Here is an 18,157-nt window from a genome sequence, read left to right on the forward strand (position 1 = left end):
GCGTCAGGCCCTGTCATCGCCGATGGGGCTGCGCTTGAGCGCGAAGGCGCCGTCGCCGATCAGCGCCAGAACCACGAGACCGACGATCCAGAACGCGGGAAATTCCCAGCCGCCGTTCGGGTTGTTGAAGAAGAAGCCCGCGGGGCCGTGGACGGTGAAGATGGCGCCGAGCAGGACGGGAACCAGCGCAAGCGCGGCGAGACGCGGCCAGACGCCGAGGATCAGCGCGGCGGCGCCCAGAAGCTCCCAGGCGATCGTCACATAGGCGAGCCAGCCCGGCAGGCCGAGCGATCCGAAGAAGGCCGCCGTGCCGGCCGGCGTGAAGACGAAGATCTTGAGGCCCGCATGGGCCAGGAACAGGACGCCGAGCGCGAGCCTCAGCACGAGGGCGGCGTAGGGGGCGGTGCGATAGTCGGTCATGGCGGGCGCCTTGTGTGCGGTGAACTCCGATGACGCGACTATGCGCGAACGCCGCTTGGGCGATTAGCCGGTCCGACAGGATCTCATCGCTTCCGGAATGGAAGCAATGGAGGGCGGCTCCCGCGGAAGCGCCGCTCTCGCCACGGAAGCGCCATTTTTTATGAGGGGGCGCCCGCTCTCGCCCGTTCACTCTCCGGACGATCATCGGGGAGTGCGCCGTGAAGGGGAGTGGAATGGGGACGCTGAGGCTTGGAATGACCGGCGCGGCCGTGGCGGGAACGGCGCTTCTGGCCGTGACGCCGGCCGTGGCCCAGAGCGAGGAGGCCCGCCGGCAGGCGGCGAACGGACAGGCTCAGGTCCAGCGCGTGGCGCAGTCGCATGACGCGGTGGCGCTCGACGAGATCCGCGTCGAAGGCGCGGGATCGGGCCGCCGGGCGCCGTCGACGGGAACGCTCGGCCAGCCGCCGGCGGCCTATGCGGGCGGCCAGGTCGCCACCGGCGCCCGGCTCGGCATGCTGGGCAACCGCTCGATCCTCGAAACGCCGTTCAGCATCTCCGGCTACACCGAGAAGCTGATCCGCGACCAGCAGGCGAGCTCTATCGTCGACGTCGCGCAGAACGATCCGTCGGTGCGCAACGACGCGCCGACCTTCAGCGAACGCGACGCCTTCATGATCCGCGGCTTCTCGGTCACCAATCTGGACGTGGCCTATGACGGCCTGTTCTACATCGCCAACGCTCGTCGGCATTTCCTCGAAGGCGTCGAGCGGGTCGAAATCCTGAAGGGGCCGAGCGCCTTTCTCAACGGCGGCGTCGGCCGCGTCGGCGGCACCATCAATCTGGTCCCGAAGCGCGCCACGGACGAACCGCTGACGCGGGTGACGACCAGCTTCAACAGCGACTCCCTGTTCGGAACGCACGTGGACGTCGGCCGCCGCTTCGGCGCCAACAAGGAATGGGGCATCCGCTTCAACGGCTCCTATCGCAACGGCGACACCACGCTCGACAAGAACGAGGTTGAGGTCGGCGTCGCGGCGCTTGGTCTGGACTACAGCGGCGAGCGCTTTCGCGCCTCGCTCGACCTGAACCACTCGACCCAGAATCTCGAAGCGCCCACGTCGCTGTTCAACGCGGCCGCGCCGGGCTTCGATATCCCTCGTGCGCCGAAAAACAAGAACACGGCCAATTCGTTCGAGTATCACGACAGCACCTACAACATGGCCGCCGCTCGGGTCGAATACGATATTCTGCCTGAGACGACGGTCTACGCTGCGGCCGGCGCCAGTCGTTACCGTGAGGACTTCCTGACGTCGTCCTATCGCATTCTCAACAGAGATGGCGACGCGACGGCGACGCTTGCGATCCAGCCGCAGCAGATTCAGGGCTTCACCGGCGAGGCCGGCGTCCGATCCAAGTTCCAGACCGGGTTCCTCGGCCACAGACTCAGCGTGTCCGCCTCCAAGGCGCTGAACGAAAACTATCGCGGCGGTTTCGCGCCAGCCTCGGTGGTGCTACCGGCACCCTATCCGACCAACATCTACCATCCGTCCGGCGCGCCCGGCGGCCGGGTGGACACCGGCGGCTTCCCTCGCTCGGATGATCTGCCGCTGTTCGCGGACCTGCTTCTTACCAGCGTCGCGGTCTCCGACACGCTGTCCGTCGTCGAGGATCGGGTTCAACTTACGGTGGGCGGTCGCTACCAGCACATCAAGTCGCGCGGCTTCAACACCCGTCCGGATCGTGGCGTGGTCGGGGAGCGCAACTACTATTATGAGGACGAGCGTTTCAGCCCCGCCGTCGCCGTCATGGCGCGCGTGACGGAGAACTTCTCGGTCTACGCCAGCTATGTGGAGGCGCTCACCGAAGGTCCGACGGCGTCGGGCACGCCCCTGACGGTGACCAACGCCGGCCAGATCTACCCGCCTGTGGTCAACAAGCAGCGGGAGGTCGGCGCCAAGTACGACTTCGGTTCGTTCTTGATGACCGCCGCCCTGTTCGAGATCCGGCAGCCGAACGGCTTCGTCACGCCAGCTCCTGTTGGAGCCAACGACCCGCGGGGAACGTTCGGCCTCAACGGTCGCCAGGTGAATCGCGGCCTGGAGCTGACGGTCGCGGGCGAGCCCATCGAAGGGCTCAGGCTGCTTGGCGGCGTGTCGTTCCTCGACCCCGAACTGGAGAAGACGGTCAGCGGAACGTTTGACGGCAACGATGTGCCCGGCGTCGCCCGCACGACCGTCACCCTTTATGGCGAGTACGATCTGCCGTGGTTCGCCCGCGCGCTCACCGTCACCAGCCGTATAGTCTACAACGGTAAGACCTATTACGATCAGGCCAACACCCAGAGGGTGAAAGACTGGACGCGGTTCGATCTCGGCGCCCGCTACGCCTTCACCGGCCCGCTGGACAAGCCGGTGGTCATCCGCGCCAACGTGCAGAACGTGTTCAACAAGGCCTACTGGTCGTCGTCGGCCCGCGGCTTCCTCGCCGCCGGGGCGGGACGGACCTTCATGCTCTCCGCTGCGGTCGATTTCTGACACAGCCTCATACGCGACGTAACGCCTGCGAAGGGCGCGCCGGTGGAAACGCCGGCGCGCCCTTCTTCTTTTGCGCACGTCAGAGGCTGCGCAGGTGGCGGGCGGGGGCTTCGCCCAGCACGCGCCAAGTTCCAATCAGCCCCAACGCCACGGTGACCACGAGCGCGGCCAGCGCCGCGCCGCCGGCGCCGAGAGGGTCGAACGCGAAGCCGATGCGCATGATGTTGGCCGTCACGCCCCAGGCGGCGAGCGAGCCCACCACCAGCCCGAAGGCCGCGGTGACGAGGCCGAGCAGGGCGTATTCCGCCGCCATGGCGCCGATCAGCCGGGCGCGGGCGGCGCCCAGCGTCTTCAGCACCACCGCCTCATAGGTGCGGCGGCGGCGTCCGGCGGCGAGCGCCCCGGCCAGCACCAGCACGCTCGCCACCAGCGTCACGCCGCTCGCGGCCCGGACCGCCAGCGCCAGATTGCCAACCACCTCGTTCACGGTGGTCAGCGCGTCCTTGACGCGGATGGCGGTGACGGAGGGGAAGGCGCGGGTGAGGTCGCGCAGCAGGCCGAGCTCGGTGGCGTCGTCGGACCCGTCGGGGAAGACGACGGTGGCGAGGTTCATGTAGGGCGCGCCGGCGAAGGCGTTGGGCGAGAACACCATGAAGAAGTTGATGCCCATGGTCTCCCAGTGGATGCGCCGCAGGTTGGCGATCTTCGCCGTCACCGTGCGGCCGAGCACGTTGACCGAGACCCGGTCGCCCACCTTCAGCCCGAGCCCGTTCGCAAGCCGCTGGTCGAAGGAGATCAGCGGTTCGCCGGAATAGTCCCGGGGCCACCATGCGCCTTCCGTCACGGTGGAGCCCTCGGGCGGATCTTCAGCGAAGGTCACGCCCCGGTCGCCGCGCAGCGCCCAGCGGCTTTCGGGATCGACCTCGGCCTCCTCCGCGGCGACGCCGTTCAGCGCGGTGATGGAGCCGCGCAGCATGGGCACGCTGTTCAGCTCCGCGCCGGGGGCCTTGTCCTTGGCGAGAGCGGCGAAGGCGTCCTTCTCCGACGACGGGATGTCGAGGAAGAAGAAGGCCGGCGCCTTCTGGGGCAGCTCGCTGGACAGCTGGCCGCGGATGGAGGCGTCGATCTGGGTCAGCGCCACCAGCAGAGCCAGCCCGAGGCCGAGCGACATCACCACGGACGGCGTCAGCGCGCCGGGGCGGTGGATGTTGGCGAGCGCCAGCCGCAGCTCCAGCCGCTTCGGCCGCGGCAGGCGGGCGGCGAGCGCCATCACCCCGCCCGCCACCAGCCGGAGCGCCAGGAAGGCGGCGACGGAGGCGCCGACGAAGGTGAGCGCGATCCGCCGGTCATAGGCGGCGTAGACGGCGAGGCCGCACAGCGCCAGCGCCGCGAGCGCGGTCGCGGCGATGTAGATCGCGCGGGGGCGGCGGGATTCGGGCGCGACCTGGTCCCGGAACAGCGCCGCCACCGGCACGTCATGGGCGCGGCCCAGCGGCCAGACCGCGAAGGCGAGCGCGGTGAGCGCGCCGTAGGTGGCGGCCAGAGCCAACTCGCGGGGGTAGACCGACATGGCAAGCGGCAGCGGCGTCACGCTTTCCAGCGCCCGCGCGGCCGCGAAGGGCAGGGCGGCGCCGGCCATGAGCCCGAGCGCGACGCCGAGCGCGCCCAGCGCCGCCACCTGCGCCAGATGGATGAGGAACACCGTGCGGCCCGAGGCGCCGAGGCTCTTCAGCACCGCGATGGTCTCGCGCTTGCGGTCCACGAAGGCGTTGACGGCGTTCGCCACGCCCACGCCGCCCACCACCAGCGCGGCGAGCCCCACGATGGTGAGGAACTGGGTGAAGCGGTTGACGTTGCGCTCCAGCTGCGGCGCGGCGTTGAGGCGGGAGCGGGCCTCGAAGCCGGCGTCCTTGGCTTCATGCTCCACGTCCGTGATGAGCCGGCCCACCTCGGCGTCGCCGCCGTCGCCGTCGAGCGCCACCCGGTAGCTCCAGCGCACCAGACTGCCCGGCTGGAGCAGGCCGGAGGCGCGCAGCGCTTCGGTGGAGATCAGCGCCCGTGGGCCGAAGCCGACGCCGCCGGAAAGCTGGTCCGGCTCCCGCTCCACGGTGGCGCGAATGGCGAAGCTGGCGGTCCCGAGCTCGATCCGGTCGCCGACCTTGAGGTTGAGGCGCGCGAGCAGGGCGGGATCGACCGCCACGCCCGGAACGCCGTCCTCACGGCCGAGCAGCTCCGCCAGCGGCCGGTCGGGCGCGAAGCGCGCCGCGCCCACCAGCGGCCAGGCGTCGTCCACGGCCTTCAGCTCCACCAGCGTGGCGTCGCCGGCGGACGTGCGGGCCATGGCCCGGAGCGAGCCCACGGTGGAGACTCGGCCTTTGGCCTCCAGCACGGCGCGCTCGGTCGGGGTCGCCTCCCGGTGCATCAGCGAGAAGGCGGCGTCGCCGCCGAGAATGGCGCGGCCTTCCCGCTGCAGGCCGTCGGAAAGGCCGCGAGCCAGCGAGCCCACGCCCGCGATGGCCGCCACGCCGAGCGCGAGGCACAGCAGGAACACCATGAAGCCCTGCACGCCGCCGCGCAGCTCCCGCGCGGCGAGCTTCAGGATGACGCCGCCGTTGAAGCCGCCCGCGCGCGGGCGCGGGCCGGCGCTTTCCGCCGCGATCTCGCTCACGCGGCGGCCTCGCTTTCGGTCTCGACGTGGCCGGAGCGCAGCCGCACCGTGCGGGCGCAGCGGTCGGCGAGCGCGGGGTCGTGGGTCACCAGCACCAACGTGGCGCCGCGCTTCGCGGTCTCCGCGAACAGCATGTCGGCCACCTGACGGCCGGTGGCCTCGTCCAGATTGCCGGTGGGCTCGTCCGCCACCAGCAGCTCGGGCCGCACGCTCAGCGCGCGGGCCAGCGCCACCCGCTGCTGTTCGCCGCCGGACAGCTGCGCCGGGTGATGGTCGAGCCGGTGCGACAGGCCGACGGCGGCGAGCTCGGCGCGGGCGCGCTCGAAGGCGTCCGCCGCGCCGGCGAGCTCCAGCGGCGTCGCCACGTTTTCGAGCGCCGTCATGGTGGGGATGAGGTGGAACGACTGGAACACCACGCCCACATGGCGGCCGCGGAAGCGGGCGAGCCCGTCCTCGTCCAGCGCGCCGAGGTCCTGACCGAGCACCCGGATGGTCCCGGAATCCGGCCGCTCCAGCCCGGCCAGCGTCATCAGCAGCGTCGATTTGCCCGAGCCGGACGGCCCGACCATGCCCACGGTCTCGCCACGCTCTATATGCAGGTTCACGTCTTTAAGAATGTGCGTGCGCGCGGGGCCCTTGCCCAGCGCGAGATTTACGCCGCGGAGTTCGATCGCCGTCATGAAGCCCCTGAAGTCGCCGGACCGTCCGGATGTGCGTCGCACCATCGGCGCCGAGTGCGTCGCCAATGGGGCGGGCGGCCTGTCGCGCCGCGCCGCTCTCGCCTTGGGGGTCGGGTCTCTCGCAAGCGTGATCGGAACCGGCGCGTCCGCCGCCGAACCCGTCCGTCTGGTGGCGCTGGGCGACAGCCTCACCGCCGGCTACGGGCTCGGTCCGGGCGAAGGCTTCGTGCCCCGGCTGCAGAAGGCGCTGAGGGACGGCGGCCTCGCGGTCACGGTCGCCAACGCCGGCGTCTCCGGCGACACCGCCTCCGGCGGCGCCGACCGCCTGGACTGGTCCACCCCGGAGGACACTGACGGCGTGATCGTGGCGCTCGGCGCCAACGACATGCTGCGGGGCGTCGATCCGGACGTCACCCGCGCGGCGCTGACGCGCATCCTCGACCGGCTGAAGGCGCGGACCATTCCCGCAATGCTGATCGGCATGCGCGCCGCGCCCAACCTCGGCGCGGCCTATGTGTCGGCGTTCGACTCGATCTATGCGGACCTTGCGCAGGCGCGGGGGCTGGTGCTCTATCCCTTCTTCCTCGACGGCGTCGTCGGCGACGCTTCGCTCAATCTGGCGGACGGGCTCCACCCCAACCCCCGCGGGGTGGACGTCATGGTGCGCGGCGCGCTGCCCTACGTGCGGCGCTTCGTCGAAAGCCTGCCCGCCGGCCGCTCCTGAACGCTCCAAGACCTTCAAGGACATCGCCCATGGAACGCCGCCCGCTCGGACGCACGGGGCTCGACGTCAGCGTCGTCTGCCTCGGCACCATGACCTTCGGCGAGCAGAACTCGGAAGCCGAAGGCCACGCCCAGCTCGACCGCGCCGCGGACGCCGGGATCAACTTCCTCGACGCCGCCGAGCTTTACCCGATCCCGCCCAAGCCGGAGACCCAAGGACGCACCGAGGAGATCGTGGGCTCCTGGCTCGCCAGGGGCGCGAACCGCGACCGCATGATCGTGGCCACCAAGGCGGTGGGCCGCACGGTGATGGACTGGTTCCGCAAGGACGGCGCCACCGGCGAGCTGTCCCGCGCCCAGCTGCGCGAGGCGGTGGAGGGCAGCCTGCGGCGCCTGCGCACCGAGTGCATCGACCTCTACCAGCTGCACTGGCCGGACCGGGAGGTGAGCCAGTTCGGCTCCAACCCCACGGTGTTCCGCCCGGTGACCGGGCCGGAGATCGCGATCCACGAGACGCTGGAGGCGCTGGGCGAACTGGTCCGTGAGGGCAAGATCCGCCATGTGGGCCTGTCCAACGAAAGCGCCTGGGGGACCATGACCTTCCTGCGCGAGTCGGAGGCGAGGGGCCTGCCCCGCGTGGCCTCGCTGCAGAACGCCTACAGCCTGCTCAACCGCACCTACGAGACCGGGCTTGCGGAGATTTCGCTGCGGGAGAACGTGTCGCTGCTGGGCTATTCGCCGCTGGCTCAAGGCTATCTCACCGGCAAATACGCCGACGGCGCGCAGCCTGCCGGCGCGCGCAAGACGCTGTTCGACCGGTTGCAGCGCTACGAGACCACCGGCGCGGAAGGGGCGATCGCGGCCTATCTCGATCTTGCTGGGGAGATCGGCTGGTCGCCCACGCATCTCGCCTTGCAGTTCGCGGCCACGCGGTCCTTCATGACCTCGGTGATCATCGGCGCGACCAGCCTTGAGCAGCTCGATCACGACCTCGCCGCCTTCGAGCGGCCGTGGTCGGCGGAGATCGAGTCCAAGGTGGACGCGATCCACCGGCTGCGCACCAATCCCTGTCCCTGACGGCGTTCCGTCGTCCGGGCGCGTCGAGGGGGAGCTTTAGGCCATGCCGCGGCTGTTCACCGCGATCGAGGTGCCGGAAGAGGTCGGGCTCATTCTGTCCGGCTACCGGGGCGGGCTTTCCGGCGCCCGCTGGATCGACGTCGAGAACTACCACATCACCCTGCGCTTCCTCGGCGACGTGGACGAGGAGACCGCCCAGGAGGCGGCCTATCTGCTCGGCAAGGTGCGGCGGGCGCCGTTCGAGGTGACGTTCGAGGGCCCGGACGCCTTCGGCGGCGCCCGGCCAAGATCGCTGATCGTGAAGGTGGCGCCGACGCCGGCGCTGATCGAGCTGCAGGCCGAGCACGAGCGGCTGATGCGCCGGGCGGGCCTTGCCGCCGAGAGCCGCAAGTTCACGCCCCACGTGACGCTGGCGCGGCTGCGGGACGCCTCGCCTCGGGCGGTGGCGGACTATCTCGGCCTGCGGGGCGGGCCGCCGGGCCTGTCGTTCCGGGCGGAGCAGTTCGTGATCTACTCGTCCCGGGATTCGGTCGGCGGCGGGCCCTACGTGCTGGAGGCGGCCTACCCGCTGCGCTGACGGCCCGCGCTTGCGGCCGGCTTCGCCCGTCGCCACATGCCTCCCGGCCCAAGCCCCTCACGCCTCCGCGCGGGTTGACCGCACCGCCGCGCGGGAGCATGAGAGGCGCCGAAGGAGTTCCGGCCCCATGCAGAAGTTCACCACCCTGACCGGCGTCGCCGCGCCGCTGCCGCTGATCAACATCGACACCGATATGATCATCCCGAAGCAGTATCTGAAGACGATCAAGCGCACGGGACTTGGCAAGGGGCTGTTCGCGGAGCTGCGCTACGACGCGGACGGCGCCGAGAACCCGGACTTCGTGCTGAACAAGCCGGCCTATCGCGACGCGGAAATCCTGGTGGCCGGCGACAATTTCGGCTGCGGCTCCTCGCGCGAGCACGCGCCCTGGGCGCTGCTGGACCAGGGCATCCGCTGCGTGATCTCCACGTCCTTCGCCGACATCTTCTACAACAACTGCTTCAAGAACGGCATCCTGCCGATCCGCGTGTCGCCCGAGGACCACGCCAAGCTGATGGACGACGCGGAGCGCGGCGCCAACGCCCGGCTGACGATCGATCTGGAGGCGCAGGAGATCCATGGCCCCGACGGCGGCGTGGTGCGGTTCGACATCGACCCGTTCCGCAAGCGCTGCCTGCTGGAGGGGCTCGACGACGTCGGCCTGACCATGCAGAAGCAGGACCGCATCGCGGACTACGAGACGGCCCTCGCCGCCGCGCGCCCCTGGGCCTGACGCGCCCTTTCACCCTCCGACGTTTCCCCGGCGCCGTGGCCCGCCTCGACAGGCGGGCCCCGGCCGCACCCGCATGACGAGGCCTTGCAGATGACCCGCCGCCTGATCTCCACCGGCTCCCCCTTCGAGAAGACCGCGGGCTACAGCCGCGCCGTGGTCGACGGCGACTACGTGTTCGTCTCCGGCACCACCGGCTACGACTACGTGGCCATGAGCATGCCGGAGGGCGTGGTGGCCCAGGCCCGCAACGCCTTCGCCACCATCGAGAAGGCGCTGAAGGAAGCCGGCGCCGGCTTCGCCGACGTGGTCCAGACCCGCTACTATCTGACCGATCCGGCGGACGCCAACGACCTGTTCACGGTCACCGGCGCGATCTTCGGCGAGATCCGTCCGGCCAACACCCTCATCGTCTGCCAGCTGCTGAAGCCGGAGATGAAGGTGGAGATCGAGGTCACCGCCCGCATCGCCCGCTGAGGGGCGTCCGGTCGTCCACAGCCGCGCGCGACGGCCGTCCGCCGTTCCGGACGGAGCGAGGCGCGCGGCTATGTCTCAGTGTCCGCCTGAGGGCCGAAGCGCGCGGCTCTTCCCGGACAGCCGCCGCCCCGACCGCCCGAAGCGCCTCCGTTCGCGCCGCCCGGCGGGCGGAAGCGGCAAGACACTCTTGATGGCGAAGGGGGCGTGAAGGGTTGCCAATTCCGGCGGCTTTCGCTAAAGCAAGCGCCGTCGCCGCTTTAGCTCAGCTGGTAGAGCACATCATTCGTAATGATGGGGTCGCGTGTTCGAGTCACGCAAGCGGCACCACGTCCCAGCCTGAGGACGTCAAGGCGCCCAGGTGACCGGGGCGCCGCGGTCCTGGAGGCGCAGCCAGCCTCCTGCGGGAAGGGCTGACGGGTCCCAGGCGCCGAGCCCGCCTCTCGAAAACGCTTTAGCCGCCCAGTCCACCTTCCTGACCCAGGCCGCGCGATTTACGGCGCAGACGGTCTGTCGTGGTCGGAGCCGCGTGTGGCGAGCAGCGGCATAGCCGCGCCTCCAGCCTCCTATCGGCTCGTCGGTCGGCGCCGCCTCCGCGTCGGGACCGCCCGCGGCGTCGGGCGCCTTTGACCCTCACCCTGCGCGCGAGCCCAAAGAAAACGTCCGCCCGCACGTCCCATCCGCGTGCGTCCGATCGTCATCGCTCATGAGCCGAACCGTCCGCGCTCAGGGGAGCGACGGTCGGCGGGCGCGTAAGCGACGGGGGATGCGGAACATGGCGCGGGCGAAAGACGTGACTTCGAGGACAGGCCGCCGTGGCGTCGCCGCGCTCGCGGGCGCGCTGCTGGCGGCTCAGGGCGTTCCCGGAGCGGCGGCGCAGACCGCCGCGCCTGCGCAGGCGACCGCCGCGGCCGCGATCCCGGCCGGCCCGCTGTCCTCGGCGCTGAACCGGTTCGCGGCCCAGACCGGCCTGCAGGTCCTCGCCGACGCGGACGTGACCCGTGGGCGACGTTCCAGGGGCGCCGGCGCCGGCCTCGCGCCGGACCGGGCGCTCGCGGCGCTGCTGGCGGGCACCGGCGTCAGCGGCCGGATCGTCGACGGCGCCCGCGTGGAGCTCGCCGCCGAGCCGATCGCGAACGCGGCGCTCGTGACGGGGCAGGTGGCGGACGACGAGATCGCGCTCGACGCCATCACCGTCTACGGCGAGAAGGCGGCGCGGGATTCCTCGCGGACCTATGCGAGCGTCGGCGTGGTCACCGAGCAGGACCTCCGCGACTCCAGCCCCCGCGACACGGCCCAGGCCTACAACCGCCTCGCCAACGTGCGATCATTCCCTTCAGCCGAGGGGAATTCGAGCATCGTGATCCGCGGCCTGAACGCCGAAGGCGTGACGGCGCCGGGCCGCGCCGCGCCGGTCGTCTCCGTCCTGATCGACGGCGCCCCCCAGAACATCGAGGCCATCCGCCGCGGCAGCCGCGGCGTCTGGGACGTGGAGCAGATCGAGGTCCTGCGCGGACCCCAGTCGACGCTGCAGGGCCGGAACTCGCTCGGCGGCAGCATCGTCATCAAGACGAAGGATCCGACCTTCGAGCCGGAGGTCGTGGTCGACGGCTCGCTCGGGACCGAGGATTCGAAATCCGCCGCCTTCGCGGTGTCCGGCCCGCTGGTCAAGGATCAGGTCGCGCTGCGCATCGCGGGCCAGATCGCGCGCGAGGACAAGGACATCGAGTTCCTGGATTCCAGCCTCGATAAAGAGCGCCGGGACGAATTCGAACAGATCCGCGCCAAGCTGCTGCTGACGCCCGACGCCCTGCCGGGTTTTTCCGCGCTGCTCAGCGTCAGCCGAACCCATGACAAGCCGGGCTGGAACTTCGTGACCGGGCCCGACTTCTTCGACCGCCGCTTCGATCCCGGGACCAGCGTCAGCTCGGAGTTCCGCGACACGAAGGTCAACCGTTACGGCGCGGAGCTGGCCTACGAGTTCTCGCCGGGATGGAAGCTGACTTCGCTCACCACCTTCTCGGAGTCCGACCTCGACATCAGCACGCCCGCCGGTGCGGGCTGGCAGCGCGAAGGAAACCGAAAAGGCAAGGATTTCTCACAGGACGTGCAGCTGAACTTCAACCCCGGGGACTCCAGACTGTCGGGCGTCGTGGGCTTCTTCGCCGGCCGCTACACCAGCGATACGGCGGACCTCTCCGCGACCACCGCGCTTGCGCCCTACGGCATCCCGAACGCGGTGGTGCAGGACCTGACGACCGCGCTCAAAACGACGTCGATCGCCGCCTACGCGGACCTGCGGTACAAGCTGCACGACCGCTGGACTCTGATCGGCGGCGGCCGCCTGCTGAGGGAGAAGGTCGGAGCGAAAAACGACGGCGTGGCGCTCGATCTCGACGCCACCCTCGGGTGCCTCTTCGCCGGTTGCCCCGTGCCGGTCTATGGCTCGCTCAACGAGCGGAGCTCCGTGAGCAAGACCGTCTTTCTCCCCAAGTTCGGTCTGGCCTACGATCTCACAGAGAGCCAGACGATCGCCGCGACGGCGGCGAAGGGCTACCGTTCCGGCTTCTCGGAGGTCGTCGCCGGCGCGACGACGCTCCGCAAGATCGCCCCGGAATACATGTGGTCCTACGAGCTGGCGTACCGTTCGAAGTGGTTTGACGACCGCCTGCAGATCGACGCCAACGCATTCTACTACGACTACAAGGACCAGCAGATCCAGTCCTTCAACCCGGCCTTCCCGGGCCAGACGATCACGGAGAACGGCGGCGAGTCGCACGCCTATGGCGCGGAGATCGAGGCGCGCTGGCGCCCGATCGACGAACTGACGCTGTTCTCCAACGTCGGTCTGCTCAAGACGGAATTCGACAAGGCGCTGACCACGGCGGGCGACGTGAGCGGCAAGGAGTTTCCCCAGTCTCCGGCCGTCACGCTGGCGATGGGCGCCCACTGGAAGCATCATTCGGGCTTCTTCGCCGGCGCCGACGCCTCCTACACGGACGGCTTCTTCAGCACGGGAGACCTAGCCAACACCCGCAGCCGTTACGTCAAGTCGTTCACGCTGGTCAACGCCACGCTCGGCTACGAGATGAAGCACGCCACGATCGCGCTGTTCGCGCGCAACCTGTTCGACAAGCAGTACCTGACCGGCATCGACTCCACGGGGTTTTCCGCCGCGATCGGCGACGGCCGGGTGGTGGGCGTGCGCGGAACCGCACGGTTCTGATGCGGCGCGCGCTCGGCGTTCTGCTGGCGGCTCTGGCGTTCGCCTCGACCTCGGCGGCTGAGGCCTGCGAGGGACGGCTGTTCGCCGGCGGCGACGTGCTGGGCGCGCCGCTCTGCCTGCCGGCGGCGCCGAAGCGCATCGTGGCGCTCGATCCGACCTTCAGCCTCGGCATGGCGCTCGAACTCGGGGCTCCGGTCGTCGCCGCCCCGATGTCGGGCATGAGCGACAAGGCGTTGAAGGCGCGCGCGGAAGCGGCCGGCGTCGCCGACATCGGGACCTTCGAGCAGCCGAGCCTCGAGCGCGTCATCGCCCTGAAGCCCGACCTCATCATCGGCAGCGGGTTTCTGGGCGCGAAGGCGCAGGAGATGGCGGCGCGGATCGCGCCCGCCGCCCTGATCACCGCCAGCGACTGGAAAGCGTTCTACCTCACGCTCGCCGAGGTCGCCGGCCGGGCGGACGCCGCGAGGGGCGTCTTCGACGCCTACCAAAGCCGCGTCGCGAACATCCGCGCCCGCATGCCGGACGTGAAGGTCTCGGTGATGCGCATCACCCCCTGGGACTTTCAGGTCTATCTCGACAAACCCGGAGCCTACGCCCCTTTCGCGGTGATGCGGGAGGCCGGCGTGAAGCGAACCGCCTACGAGACGTCCGAAAGCGGTCCCGGCGTGAAGCGTCCGGACTGGGAGGAGCTGGCGGCGCTCGACGGCGACGTGCTGCTCTACATCGTCGGCGGCGCGAACGACTCCGACCGCAGCGGACGCCACGAGCAGGTGATCTCCAACCCGCTGTGGCGCATGCTGCCGGCGGTGAAGGCGGGCCGCGTCCATCGCGTCGACGCGGCCACCTGGATGGAGTTCAGCGGGCTCGCCTCCGCCAACCGGGTCCTCGACGACATCGAGCGATACGTGCTGACGACGCCGTGAGCGGCCGCGCGGGGTTCCGGGCGGGCGGCGCCCGCCGGGCGGCGGCTCTGGTCGCGCTCGCCGGCCTGCTCGCCGCCGTCGGGTTCTGGTCGCTGTCCGCCGGGTCGACGCCCTATGCCTTGGGAACCGTGCTCGACGCCCTCATCGCCAATGACGGTTCGCGCGACCACCTCGTCATCGCGACCATCCGCGCGCCGCGGCTGCTCGCGGGCCTCGGCGTGGGCGCGGCGCTCGCGGTCGCCGGCGCCATCATGCAGGCCGTCACCGGCAACCCGCTGGCGTCGCCCGGCCTGATGGGCCTCAACGCCGGCGCGGCTTTCGCCGTGGTGCTGGCGACCGCGGTGGCGGGCGCCTCGACCGGCGACGCGGTGGTCTGGCCGGCGTTCGGCGGCGCGGCGGCTGCGGCCGTCGTCGTCTACGGGCTCGGCGCGACGGGGCGGGGCGGCGCGACCCCGCTCAAGATCGTTCTGGCCGGCGCGGTGGTGTCCGGCTTCCTGGGCTCCCTGACCGCCGCCGTGCTCGTGCTCGACAAGGGCGCGATGGACACGGTGCGGCTGTGGACCGCCGGCTCGCTCGCCGGGCGCACAGCGGAGCAGGTCCAGACGGTGGGCCCGTACATTCTCGCGGGCCTCGCCGTGTCCCTGCTCCTCGGCCGGGCGCTCAACGCCCTCAGTCTCGGCGCCGACGCGGCGCGCGCGCTTGGCCAGAACGTGCGCTTCTGGCGTCGGGCGTCCATCGTCACGGTGGTGCTGCTGGCGGGCGGCGCCGTGGCGCTCGCCGGGCCGATCGGCTTCGTGGGCCTCGTCACGCCCCACATCGTCCGCATGCTCGCCGGGGCGGACCACCGCTGGGCCATCCCGTTCTGCGCGCTGGGCGGCGCGCTGCTGCTGACGGCGGCGGACGCCGCCAGCCGCACGCTGCTCGGCTCGGGCTTCCCGGCCGGCGTCACCATGGCGCTGATCGGCGCGCCGTTCTTCATCCATCTCGCCCGTCGGCGGATCGGCGCCGCGCCATGACGCGGGCGGTCATGGGCATGGCGGCCCTGATCGCCCTGCTGGCCCTGGCGGGCCTGAAGCTGGGCGACGTCGCCTTCTCCTGGTCCGACCTGTTCGCCGCCCTGGCCGATCCCGCCGGCGCGCCCTCCGACGCCGTCCTGATCCTGTTCGATCTCCGCCTGCCGCGCGTCCTGCTGGCGGGGCTCGTCGGCATGGCGCTGGCGCTGGCGGGCGCGATCACCCAGGCGATCCTCCGCAACCCGCTGGCCGAGCCCGGCACGCTCGGCGTCAACGCCGGGGCGGCGCTCGCCGTCACCGTCGTGCTGGTGGCCTTCCCGGCGGCGCCGGCCGGCGTGACGCCGTGGGCGGGCTTCGCCGGCGCGGCCATGATGGCCGCCGCCATCCATGCCCTCGCCGGGCGCAGGGCCGCGACCTCGCTGCGCATCATCCTGATCGGCGTCGGACTGAGCGCGCTGGCCGGCGCCGCGATCACGCTGCTCACCGCTTTCGGCGACGCCCGCGACGCGCATCGCGCCCTGCTCTGGCTCTCGGGCAGCGTCTACGGCGCGACCTGGGGTCAGGTCGGGACGCTCGCTCTGGTTCTGGCGCCGGCCGCCGCGCTGTGCGGACTGGCGTCGCGGGCGCTGGACGTGGCCTCCCTCGGCGACGTGGCGGCGCGCGGGGTCGGGCAGGACACGGCGCGGTTTCAGGCCGTCATGATCCTGCTCTGCACGCTGATCTCCGGCGCCGCGGTCGCGATGTCGGGGCTGATCGCCTTCGTAGGGCTGATCGCGCCTCACGCGGCGCGACGGCTGGTCGGCCCGCGACATGCCCGAATTCTTCCGGTCGCGGCCCTGATCGGCGCCGTCATCGTCATGGCGGCCGATCTGACCGGCCGGATCGCGCTGTCCCCGCTCCAGCTGCCCGCCGGGGTGCTGACGGCGCTGATCGGCGCGCCGGTGTTCGCCGCGCTCCTGTGGCGGCGCAGCGCGTCGTTGAGTTGAACGCCGAAAGGCGCGCCGCAGGCGCCCGAATTGTTGTGACGGGGCAACACCCCTGACGCGATCGCGCCGTGGCCGCGCGGTCGGCGGCCGCGTCCCTGATGCGGCGTCAGCGAAGGAACTGAAGCGCTTGGCGGCTCCGCGGCGCGCGGCGGCGAACGCCAGCTTTGATCCATTCTAAAACATTGATATTGCGTACTTTTATGCGCCCATCAAAGGATAGCTCCAGCGGGCTGGCGCCATCGTCGTCCGGGCTGGTTTTCGCCGCCCGGACGATCGCGATCGCGCCGCCGATGACGGGTGCGGGACGACTCCAGGGCTATGGCGACGCTCACTGGCGCATTGACGGGGCTGTCGGCCGACGACGGCCGGGACCTGCTGAACCGGGCCATCGAGGCGCATTACGAAGAGATGATCGCCGCGGCGCGCCACGGCGGCAGGACCCGGGCCGCCGCGCTCGACATCGTCCACGACCTCTATGTGAAGCTCGCCGCGCGGCCGGAGCTGCTGGCGGAAAAGCGCTCGCTCGGCGCTTTCCTGCGCCGGGCGGTGGTCAATCTCGGGGTCGACCGGTTCCGGCGCGAGCGCTTGGAAGGCCGTCTGTTCTCGGGGACCGAAGACGAGGCGGCGGCCGTGGCGGCCTCGTCTCCCGCGCCCGATCAGGCGCTCGACGCGGACCGGCGCATCGCGTTTCTGCGGCGCGTGATCGGCGACCTGCCGCCGCGCCAGCGCGCGGCCTTCGTGCTGCACCGGATGCACGGGCTGTCGTCCGCGGAGATCGCCGGGCGCCTCGGGATCTCCCGCAACATGGCCGACCGCCATCTCCGGCGCGCCTTCGCCCATTGCCTCGATCGTCTCGCGGAGTTCGACTAAGAGTCCGGGACGCGCCCCGTCGTTCGTCAAGACATCGGGGCGTCGAGGCTCCGGGAGCAGGCAGTGGGCGACAGGGATACGGCGGCGATCCGGCGGCGGCGGCACGCGCAGGCCGCGGACTGGCTGCTGCGGCGGCAGGACGCCGACCTCTCCGAGGACGACCACGCGCGGTTCGAGGCGTGGCGCGCGTCGCCCGAGAACGCCGAGGCCTACGCCGCCGCCGAACGCCTCATGGGCGACGCCCGCGCCGCGATCGCGGGCGACGCCGCGCTTCGCTCCACGCCCGCCCCCAAGGGAGGCGCGCGCAAGCCGATCGTCGCCGGGCTGCTGGTCCTGGCCGTGGCCGGCGGAGCGTTCCTCGCCCTGGACGGCCCCATGCGGCTTCGGGCCGACCGGATCGCGGGCAAGGGGGAGACCCCGGTCTTCACCCTTGCCGACGGCTCGACCGTCCAGCTCAACGCGTCCTCCGCCATCGCCGAAGACATCTCCGCCCGCGGCCGGACCATCCGGCTGCTGCGGGGGCAGGCCTATTTCCAGGTGACGCCCGATCCGGACCGGCCGTTCACGGTGGAGGCGGGCGACGCGAGCGTGACCGCGCTCGGCACCGCCTTCGACGTCCGGCTCGGCGCGGCGGAGACCGACGTGGCCGTGACCGAGCATGCGGTGCTGGTGGAGTTCCGGAGCGCGCGGCCGCCGCTGCGTGTGGACGAGGGCGAGCAGGTCGCCTACCAGCCCGCTTCCGGAGAGGTGACGCGCGGCCAGGACGCCGCTCTCGCCGCCTCCTGGCGCAGCAACCGTCTGGTGGTCGACAACAGGGATCTGGCTTTCGTGGTCGAAGAGCTGAACCGAAGGTTCCCGGGCCGTGTGGTGATCGCCCGTCCGGGCCTCGCCGCCCGGAAGGTGTCGGGCGTCATCGACCTGGCGGACAGGGCTCAGGCGCTGGCCTTCATCGCCAGGGCGCTCGGCGTGGAGGTCGTGAGGCTGGGGCCGCTCGTCGCCCTGATCTGAGCGCCATGAACCGATGCCGCGCCGCAGGTTCCGCCGCCGGCGGGCCGGGCGGCCGAGGTTTCCACGCCACGTCGTCCACATCCGCTTGACTTGGCGCAGCCGTCTTTTTTATATCACGCCGCATCGCGCGGCCAAGACGCCCGCGTCGGGCGGAGTAGCTCAGCTGGTTAGAGCAGCGGAATCATAATCCGCGTGTCGGGGGTTCGAGTCCCTCCTCCGCTACCAACGCCCCCCCCCCCCCCCCCCCC

General features: G+C 71.0%; 15 protein-coding genes and 2 tRNA genes. 14 read left to right on the plus strand and 3 right to left on the minus strand.

Going from position 1 to position 18,157, the window contains the following annotated elements; translation table 11 throughout:
• Positions 1–3: 3 nt before the first annotated feature.
• Positions 4–420 (minus strand): DoxX family protein, encoded by a 417-nt coding sequence (locus tag PKE85_RS14765; protein WP_271205527.1) that lies wholly within the window; start codon positions 418–420, stop codon positions 4–6.
• Positions 421–674: 254 nt separating this feature from the next.
• On the opposite strand from PKE85_RS14765, the gene PKE85_RS14770 reads away from it, so the two are divergent.
• Entirely contained in the window at positions 675–2,954 is a 2,280-nt protein-coding gene (locus PKE85_RS14770; protein ID WP_271205528.1) for a TonB-dependent receptor, read from the plus strand.
• A 79-nt stretch (positions 2,955–3,033) separates the two neighbouring features.
• Here the strand turns inward: PKE85_RS14770 and PKE85_RS14775 are convergent, their stop codons facing one another.
• Positions 3,034–5,622: an ABC transporter permease gene (locus PKE85_RS14775; protein WP_428981362.1), complete on the minus strand. Its 2,589-nt coding sequence runs from the start codon at positions 5,620–5,622 to the stop codon at positions 3,034–3,036.
• Complete coding sequence (locus PKE85_RS14780; protein ID WP_271205529.1) at positions 5,619–6,302, minus strand: ABC transporter ATP-binding protein; 684 nt, start codon at positions 6,300–6,302, stop codon at positions 5,619–5,621. The genes PKE85_RS14775 and PKE85_RS14780 overlap by 4 nt, the downstream gene beginning before the upstream one ends.
• Here PKE85_RS14780 and PKE85_RS14785 point away from each other — a divergent pair.
• The 13 genes from PKE85_RS14785 to PKE85_RS14845 all read left to right on the plus strand — a co-directional run bounded on the left by PKE85_RS14785 (position 6,301) and on the right by PKE85_RS14845 (position 18,134).
• A complete protein-coding gene (locus tag PKE85_RS14785) occupies positions 6,301–7,026 on the plus strand; it encodes an arylesterase (RefSeq protein ID WP_271205530.1) in 726 nt (241 codons plus the stop codon). The genes PKE85_RS14780 and PKE85_RS14785 overlap by 2 nt on opposite strands.
• A 29-nt stretch (positions 7,027–7,055) precedes the next feature.
• On the plus strand, positions 7,056–8,102 hold the full coding sequence (locus PKE85_RS14790) for an aldo/keto reductase (protein ID WP_271205531.1): 1,047 nt from the start codon (positions 7,056–7,058) through the stop codon (positions 8,100–8,102).
• A gap of 43 nt (positions 8,103–8,145) precedes the next feature.
• On the plus strand, positions 8,146–8,679 hold the full coding sequence (gene thpR, locus PKE85_RS14795; RefSeq protein WP_271205532.1) for an RNA 2',3'-cyclic phosphodiesterase: 534 nt from the start codon (positions 8,146–8,148) through the stop codon (positions 8,677–8,679).
• 127 nt (positions 8,680–8,806) lie between these two features.
• Positions 8,807–9,412 (plus strand): 3-isopropylmalate dehydratase small subunit, encoded by a 606-nt coding sequence (gene leuD, locus PKE85_RS14800; RefSeq protein WP_271205533.1) that lies wholly within the window; start codon positions 8,807–8,809, stop codon positions 9,410–9,412.
• A 90-nt stretch (positions 9,413–9,502) separates the two neighbouring features.
• Positions 9,503–9,886, plus strand: coding sequence for a RidA family protein (locus PKE85_RS14805; protein ID WP_271205534.1), 384 nt, complete (start codon positions 9,503–9,505; stop codon positions 9,884–9,886).
• Between the two features lie 251 nt (positions 9,887–10,137).
• A tRNA-Thr gene (locus PKE85_RS14810) sits at positions 10,138–10,213 on the plus strand.
• A gap of 463 nt (positions 10,214–10,676) precedes the next feature.
• Entirely contained in the window at positions 10,677–13,109 is a 2,433-nt protein-coding gene (locus tag PKE85_RS14815; RefSeq protein ID WP_271205535.1) for a TonB-dependent receptor, read from the plus strand.
• Positions 13,109–14,032: an iron-siderophore ABC transporter substrate-binding protein gene (locus PKE85_RS14820; protein ID WP_271205536.1), complete on the plus strand. Its 924-nt coding sequence runs from the start codon at positions 13,109–13,111 to the stop codon at positions 14,030–14,032. The genes PKE85_RS14815 and PKE85_RS14820 overlap by 1 nt, the downstream gene beginning before the upstream one ends.
• A complete protein-coding gene (locus PKE85_RS14825; protein ID WP_271205537.1) occupies positions 14,029–15,048 on the plus strand; it encodes a FecCD family ABC transporter permease in 1,020 nt (339 codons plus the stop codon). Before PKE85_RS14820 ends, PKE85_RS14825 begins: the two co-directional genes overlap by 4 nt.
• Entirely contained in the window at positions 15,045–16,031 is a 987-nt protein-coding gene (locus tag PKE85_RS14830) for a FecCD family ABC transporter permease (protein WP_271205538.1), read from the plus strand. Before PKE85_RS14825 ends, PKE85_RS14830 begins: the two co-directional genes overlap by 4 nt.
• A gap of 318 nt (positions 16,032–16,349) precedes the next feature.
• On the plus strand, positions 16,350–16,901 hold the full coding sequence (locus PKE85_RS14835) for an RNA polymerase sigma factor (RefSeq protein WP_271205539.1): 552 nt from the start codon (positions 16,350–16,352) through the stop codon (positions 16,899–16,901).
• A 63-nt stretch (positions 16,902–16,964) separates the two neighbouring features.
• Positions 16,965–17,909: a FecR family protein gene (locus PKE85_RS14840; RefSeq protein WP_271205540.1), complete on the plus strand. Its 945-nt coding sequence runs from the start codon at positions 16,965–16,967 to the stop codon at positions 17,907–17,909.
• A gap of 148 nt (positions 17,910–18,057) precedes the next feature.
• Positions 18,058–18,134, plus strand: a tRNA-Met gene (locus tag PKE85_RS14845).
• Positions 18,135–18,157 lie beyond the last annotated feature (23 nt).

The sequence above is a fragment of the Methylopila jiangsuensis genome (genome assembly GCF_027922305.1).
Lineage (GTDB): Bacteria > Pseudomonadota > Alphaproteobacteria > Rhizobiales > Methylopilaceae > Methylopila > Methylopila jiangsuensis.